This is a genomic window from Pseudomonadota bacterium, from assembly GCA_022361155.1.
Lineage (GTDB): Bacteria > Myxococcota_A > Polyangia > Polyangiales > JAKSBK01 > JAKSBK01.
Map to the genome: position 1 here is coordinate 1 of JAKSBK010000267.1, position 5107 is coordinate 5107.

7 protein-coding genes are annotated in these 5107 nt (G+C 63.7%); 3 read left to right on the forward strand and 4 right to left on the reverse strand.

The annotated features are described in order from the left end of the window. The coding region (locus tag MJD61_10090; GenBank protein MCG8555619.1) for a hypothetical protein at nt 1-212 on the forward strand (212 nt) is incomplete at its 5' end. Between the two features lie 99 nt (nt 213-311). Here the strand turns inward: MJD61_10090 and MJD61_10095 are convergent. The 4 genes from MJD61_10095 to MJD61_10110 form a co-directional block, all read right to left on the reverse strand. Next, a complete protein-coding gene (locus MJD61_10095) occupies nt 312-941 on the reverse strand; it encodes a hypothetical protein (protein MCG8555620.1) in 630 nt (209 codons plus the stop codon). Then, nucleotides 938-2278, reverse strand: a complete 1341-nt coding sequence (locus MJD61_10100) for an AAA family ATPase (protein ID MCG8555621.1) — start codon at nt 2276-2278, stop codon at nt 938-940. The genes MJD61_10095 and MJD61_10100 overlap by 4 nt, the downstream gene beginning before the upstream one ends. A gap of 588 nt (nt 2279-2866) precedes the next feature. Continuing rightward, nucleotides 2867-3313: a hypothetical protein gene (locus MJD61_10105; GenBank protein ID MCG8555622.1), complete on the reverse strand. Its 447-nt coding sequence runs from the start codon at nt 3311-3313 to the stop codon at nt 2867-2869. 200 nt (nt 3314-3513) lie between these two features. Further along, entirely contained in the window at nt 3514-4116 is a 603-nt protein-coding gene (locus MJD61_10110; protein MCG8555623.1) for a hypothetical protein, read from the reverse strand. 92 nt (nt 4117-4208) lie between these two features. Here MJD61_10110 and MJD61_10115 point away from each other — a divergent pair, with 92 nt between their 5' ends. Further along, on the forward strand, nt 4209-4463 hold the full coding sequence (locus tag MJD61_10115; GenBank protein ID MCG8555624.1) for a type II toxin-antitoxin system Phd/YefM family antitoxin: 255 nt from the start codon (nt 4209-4211) through the stop codon (nt 4461-4463). After that, entirely contained in the window at nt 4460-4861 is a 402-nt protein-coding gene (locus tag MJD61_10120) for a type II toxin-antitoxin system VapC family toxin (protein MCG8555625.1), read from the forward strand. The genes MJD61_10115 and MJD61_10120 overlap by 4 nt, the downstream gene beginning before the upstream one ends. Nucleotides 4862-5107: the final 246 nt, after the last annotated feature.

Here is a 5107-nt window from a genome sequence, read left to right on the forward strand (position 1 = left end):
AAATGAGCTGCGGTGGTGTCGGGCACGCTTGGTGCGGTGTGCGAAGCATGACGCAACCACGCTACATCGTCCCTGGAATGACGGTGATGGTCACGCGCCGCACGCTGCGCCGCACCCACGTTCAGCGCTTGGGTTCGTGTACCTTTGCCGCGCCGTTGTGCGGCTCCGGCACATTAGGAGCCCGTAGGGACGCGAAAGCGTCCGGCCGGTGACCGTGGGCTCCAGCTGCGAGCCGCCTCCGCCGCACCCGCCCGGATATCCCCAAGCCCCAACGCGGGTCAGGTCGTCCCCCAAGAGGACCCGCTACCCGATCACGTAGCCGGCGGGTGAAGAGTGGCCTCGAGATCGCGCTCGAAACGCTGGAAGGCGGACAGTTGCCTCAACGGGGAGTAGTCCTCAATGAGGTTAGCCACGCGCTGAATGCGTTGGGGAAGGTCCCGTCTCAGCCGATCGCGGCGCCGCCCCCTAGCCTCTGACGCGGCCAGAATCGCTTCTCTGAGCACGTGTTTCGGATCCGATGTGCGCTCCAGATCCCGCACTTTGGGCAGGCCGAGCTCCCCTCGCCCCTGAGGGTTTCCTGCCGCTCGACGAATAGCCCGCTCACTGACAAGCAACCAGGCTTCGGACATGCGCACGGGAACGACTCCGACCGTCGGTGTGCAATTAGTTGTGGACCTCGCTTCCGAGATCTCGTCGAAGCGGCAACTGGGGTCCTCCCTCTCCGCGTCTCGATGGACCACGAGAACGTCGCATGGATACTTTGCCAGCGCCTCTGCAATGCGCGCATCCAGAGGCGTTGCGCGGACGTCCGCGAAGTCGAAACGAACGAGGCTCTCGGGATGCCGCGCACGGAGCGCCTGACTGACCGTCCAACGGATCGCGGGAATGAGGCAACGATCCGAGCGACCGTCTGCGGCAAGCGTGATCGACTCAACTCTCATTCCTCAGCGGCATCCGCCTCGAAATCAAACTCGATCTGCTCCCACTGACGTAGTCTAGCTGGACGCACGTGGCGGGTATACTTGGCTCGCCACGATCCCCCAGGCGCCTCGACAATCGCTACGTGCCCCCGTCCTTCCGCTCGCTCCGCGCTCTCGAGAAAGACAACGTCCGAGGAGTCCACTTCCTTGAAGACCAACGGTGAGTGCGTATTGACCACGACCTGTCGCAGTGGATTGTCCCCGTCAACGGGCCGGGCGGGGTCAACCGCGAAGTCGCGCAGTAGACGAACCATCGGTCGAACCCGGTCGGGGTGAATGCCGTTCTCCGGTTCCTCGAGACACAATGTCCCTCGCGCCTCCGGATCCTCCAAGAGAGTCGTTAGAACCAGAAAGCGCAGGGTGCCGTCACTTAGCGCCCTCGCGGGGTGAAAGGTCCCATCTGGCCCTCGAACCTGAACTGTGTACGTTTGAAATCGGGGGTCGTCTACAACGCGCACCTCCCGCACCTCTGGAAGCAGCTCCGCGAGACGGTTGGCAATCTCGCTGTAAGCAGCCGCTCCGGCACCCTTGTGCAGGCGCTGGAGGGCTCCCGCCAGATGGGCGCCCCGCTGATCGATTCGCTGCGGCCCTGCGTACTCCGACGGGGCCCGCATCGCGGTGGGCTCAAGCATGAGCGTCTTCCACCCCTGCATCTCCCGCCGGGCTGCAAGCAGGGTGGGAAACTCCGCCGTCGCACTCTGAATGATCGGTCGCGAAGTGCGGGTCAGCGGCACCTGGCGCCCGCGACCCTGATGCCCCTCCTGGTGGACGTGTGCGGCGCCGTCCTTGGTTGAAAGAAACGGCCCGCCGGCCCGCCGACCGCTGACCGCGGAGGTCTTGAAGTCGCTGCTGGCATCGAAACCCAACTGGCGCGCCTCGGCGATCCTGGTCGGTTGGAGACTCTCGTGGTCGAGCACAACGCCCGCTGGCTGGTCCTCATCGGGACGGAAAGCAATCTCGTAGCGCACGCTGGAAATGCAGGCTGACGCACCGGTCCCGAAGTCGTCCTCGACTTCCCTCTCCAGCAGCATGTCCGCGGTGATGCGCACCTCCGGAGCCCGGAAGTCCCCGAAGCTCGTGAACATGGAATTAACGTCTGCCGCTCGCCCCTGCACCTCCCGCGTCCGGGCGAACGCCTCATGCACGGGGGCGTCCATCAGGAGTCGCAGGAAGTTGATGACGTCGAAGAGGTTGGATTTGCCGGCGCCGTTCTCGCCCACGAAACAGGTGAACGGGCCGAAGCGAACGTCGACGTCCAGCAAGTTCTTGAAACCCCGCACCCGCAGTCTGGTCAGCATGGCACCGCGTTCGTCCTCAGCGGATCAACTCACACACACAAAACTACTTAGATTCTGAGCGGTTAGCAAGCGCTCAGCGCTCAGCGCTCAGGCGCTCAGACGCTCAGTTGTGGGCAGCTCCGCCGTGGCCCTCATGCTGCGTGTCCTGATCTTGTCCTCGCCCGCACCGAACAGCTGAGATCGAACGTCGCAAAGCGACCGCGGCACGGAGCCCAACAGGAGCTCCGGCCGCATCGCCGCGTCTCGGGTGCGCTCCGGACTGTACAAAGACGCCGGGTGAGCACCGCCCCGACCCGACCCTCGATAGAGCGGCGGGTGTCAAGTACATGCAGTGGTCCCCTCCGGCAGCGCGGTGCGCAGTCGGCAATACGAGAAGTGGGCGCCAGCCGAGAACGACGGCACAGGAGTCGCGACTCACCCATCGATACGTGCTTTGAATCCGGCCTAACGTTGCCGGGGCACAGGACCAGCCCGGGTACGCCTGTTTGAGCCAGTGATCGTTGATCACCAGTAGCACGACGTTCGCCACCACGATCGGATGACGCAACGCCCGCAGCGGCGGAGACTCGTCGTGGCAGCGAGCTCGGATCATTTGACGACCTCGATCTCCACCTGCGGCTCCGCTGGTAGCTCCGGGCACGAGAACACGCTCGCGCTGGCTTGCGCCTTCCACTCGATCCGCACGTCCGGAAACAGGGTATCGCTACGAGAGAGGGTGAAATCGACGGTGTTGGAACACGTCGGCGCGCCGAGCATGCAGCATGCCTCTCGCTCATCGCCGAAACAGTCGCTCAGCACTCGGCGGTATGTGATGCTGCCTGCACCGCGCGCGCGTACTTCGCGCGTGCGCAGTCTACGGAAGCCCGAAACGGTTGGGGCGAGCATCAGCTTCACCTCGGGTAGCTCGGCATTCAAGGGCGCTTGTGTGTGTGACGCCAAGAAGGACATCGTGAGCGAAACGCTACTGAGTGTCTCGCGCGTTGTCGCAAGCTCCGGCAGACCGGAGACGATCACACGCAGGGTGCCAGCCTGCATCGAATTCGCTGCTAGAACGACTCTCCCCTGGCGCGTGCCGCTCCCAAAGCTCGGCGAGAGCATCCCGAGCTCGGACGAGTCGAGAAAGCAAACCTCATCCGCGGAGGCGCACGCGTCGCCTGCGAGCACGAGCACCACCGCGAGGGCGCATCGACAAAGGGCTGGCCAGCTGGGCCCAACCCGGAGTTCCCTGGCCGCCCTCATTGCTCCGCGAATTCGATGACCCACGGGAGTTGTCCTCCCTGGTCGGTTTCGCTAGCCCACACCTTGGAAAACGAGAGTGACCATTGAACTTCGGCGCGAGCGACGGAGCTCGCTGCACGATCGAACTTGACCTCGAGGCTCGCTACGCAGGGATTTGCGGGGGCCGCGCTTGCTTCGCTGCAGCCCCCCGAAAACTCGATTTCCGGCGACAACAAAGAGCGCTCGAGGAACGAGCGTGACATGACGGTCTCGTCTCCGTGCCTTAGTTCGACTTGAACCCATGGCGGGCTCCGCCTGCCCGCTGGCCCGCCGGGCGAGTGCGTCAAGCCCGTCGAAAGCGTACCCTCGAGGGGCGGCGCCGTTGTGTCCTGCCCGTTTGGTCCGGGTCCGATGGCTTCGATGCGCACCACAAAACGTCGCTTGGACGAGGCGTCGGTCAGCCTGAAGACCGGCCCATTGACTTCGATGAACAGCCTCACCATGCGGGGCGGAATGGGCGAGGTGGCGAGCAGGCTGGCTCCGACCAGCAGGAACCAGCCGTTGCTCACCGCACGTCTCAAGACTTGGCTCTGAAGCTTCCCGCCGGGTTTGCCGTTCATCGCCACCTACCCACTGGTAGACAGTTTGCCGCAGGTTGCGGCGTCGCCAGGTTTGCTTGCGGGGAAATGACCCTAGTGCTATGACTGTGGTCATGCCCGTGCCAAAGCGTGACGTGACAGAGCGGGTCTCCAAGGCTCAGTTCAAGGCAAAGGCGCTCGAGTACTTCCGGCGAGTTCAGGAAACCGGGGACGACCTCGTGGTGACTGACCACGGGGTCCCGGTGTTGCGCATTGTTCCCTATCGGGAGCAACCGGAAGCGCTCCTTGAGGGCCTCCGGGGCTCCGTGTTGGACTACAAGGATCCGTTTGAGCCCGTGGGGACCGAAGATTGGGAGCTCCAAGGGTGAGCGGTGTCCTGTTGGACACCCATGCTTGGATTTGGTGGCTATCTTCGCCCGAGCTTCTTTCTGAAACGGCTACCAAGGCGGTCAGGGAAGCTGTCTCCAGCGGAGCTGTCCACGTTTCGAGCATGAGCGCTTGGGAGGTCACCATGCTGGTGAAGAAGTCCCGACTCCGACTCCGACTCCCGGCGGAAGACTGGATTGCGCGCTCGGAGGCACTGCCTTTCGTTCGGTTCGTTCCGGTCGACAACGCCGTGGCGGTCAGGGCCGTGAATTTCCCCGAGCCCTGCCATCCAGACCCGGCGGACCGGATCATCGCGGCCTCCGCAATGCTTGGCACGTTGCCCCTGGTGACAAAGGACCAAAGGCTTCACGCGCTGAGCTCTATTTCGTGCGTTTGGTAGAAGGGCCGGACGCACTACGCAGGCGTGCGGGTCCACACTTGCGCTACCGGTTGTCCGGTTGTAGCGTAAGTATGCGAAATGAGCTGGGTGCAGATCGGGTGATGCTGGTCATGCAGCCTCTGGCAATTGCTGAGGAATCTGGGTCTGAATGCGCTCTGGGGCGGCGTTGAGGTGGGCGGCTGCTCGTAAGCGTTCGTGAACGAAGTTGTCGAATGCTTCCCAGTCCCCGTTGACGACGATGCAACG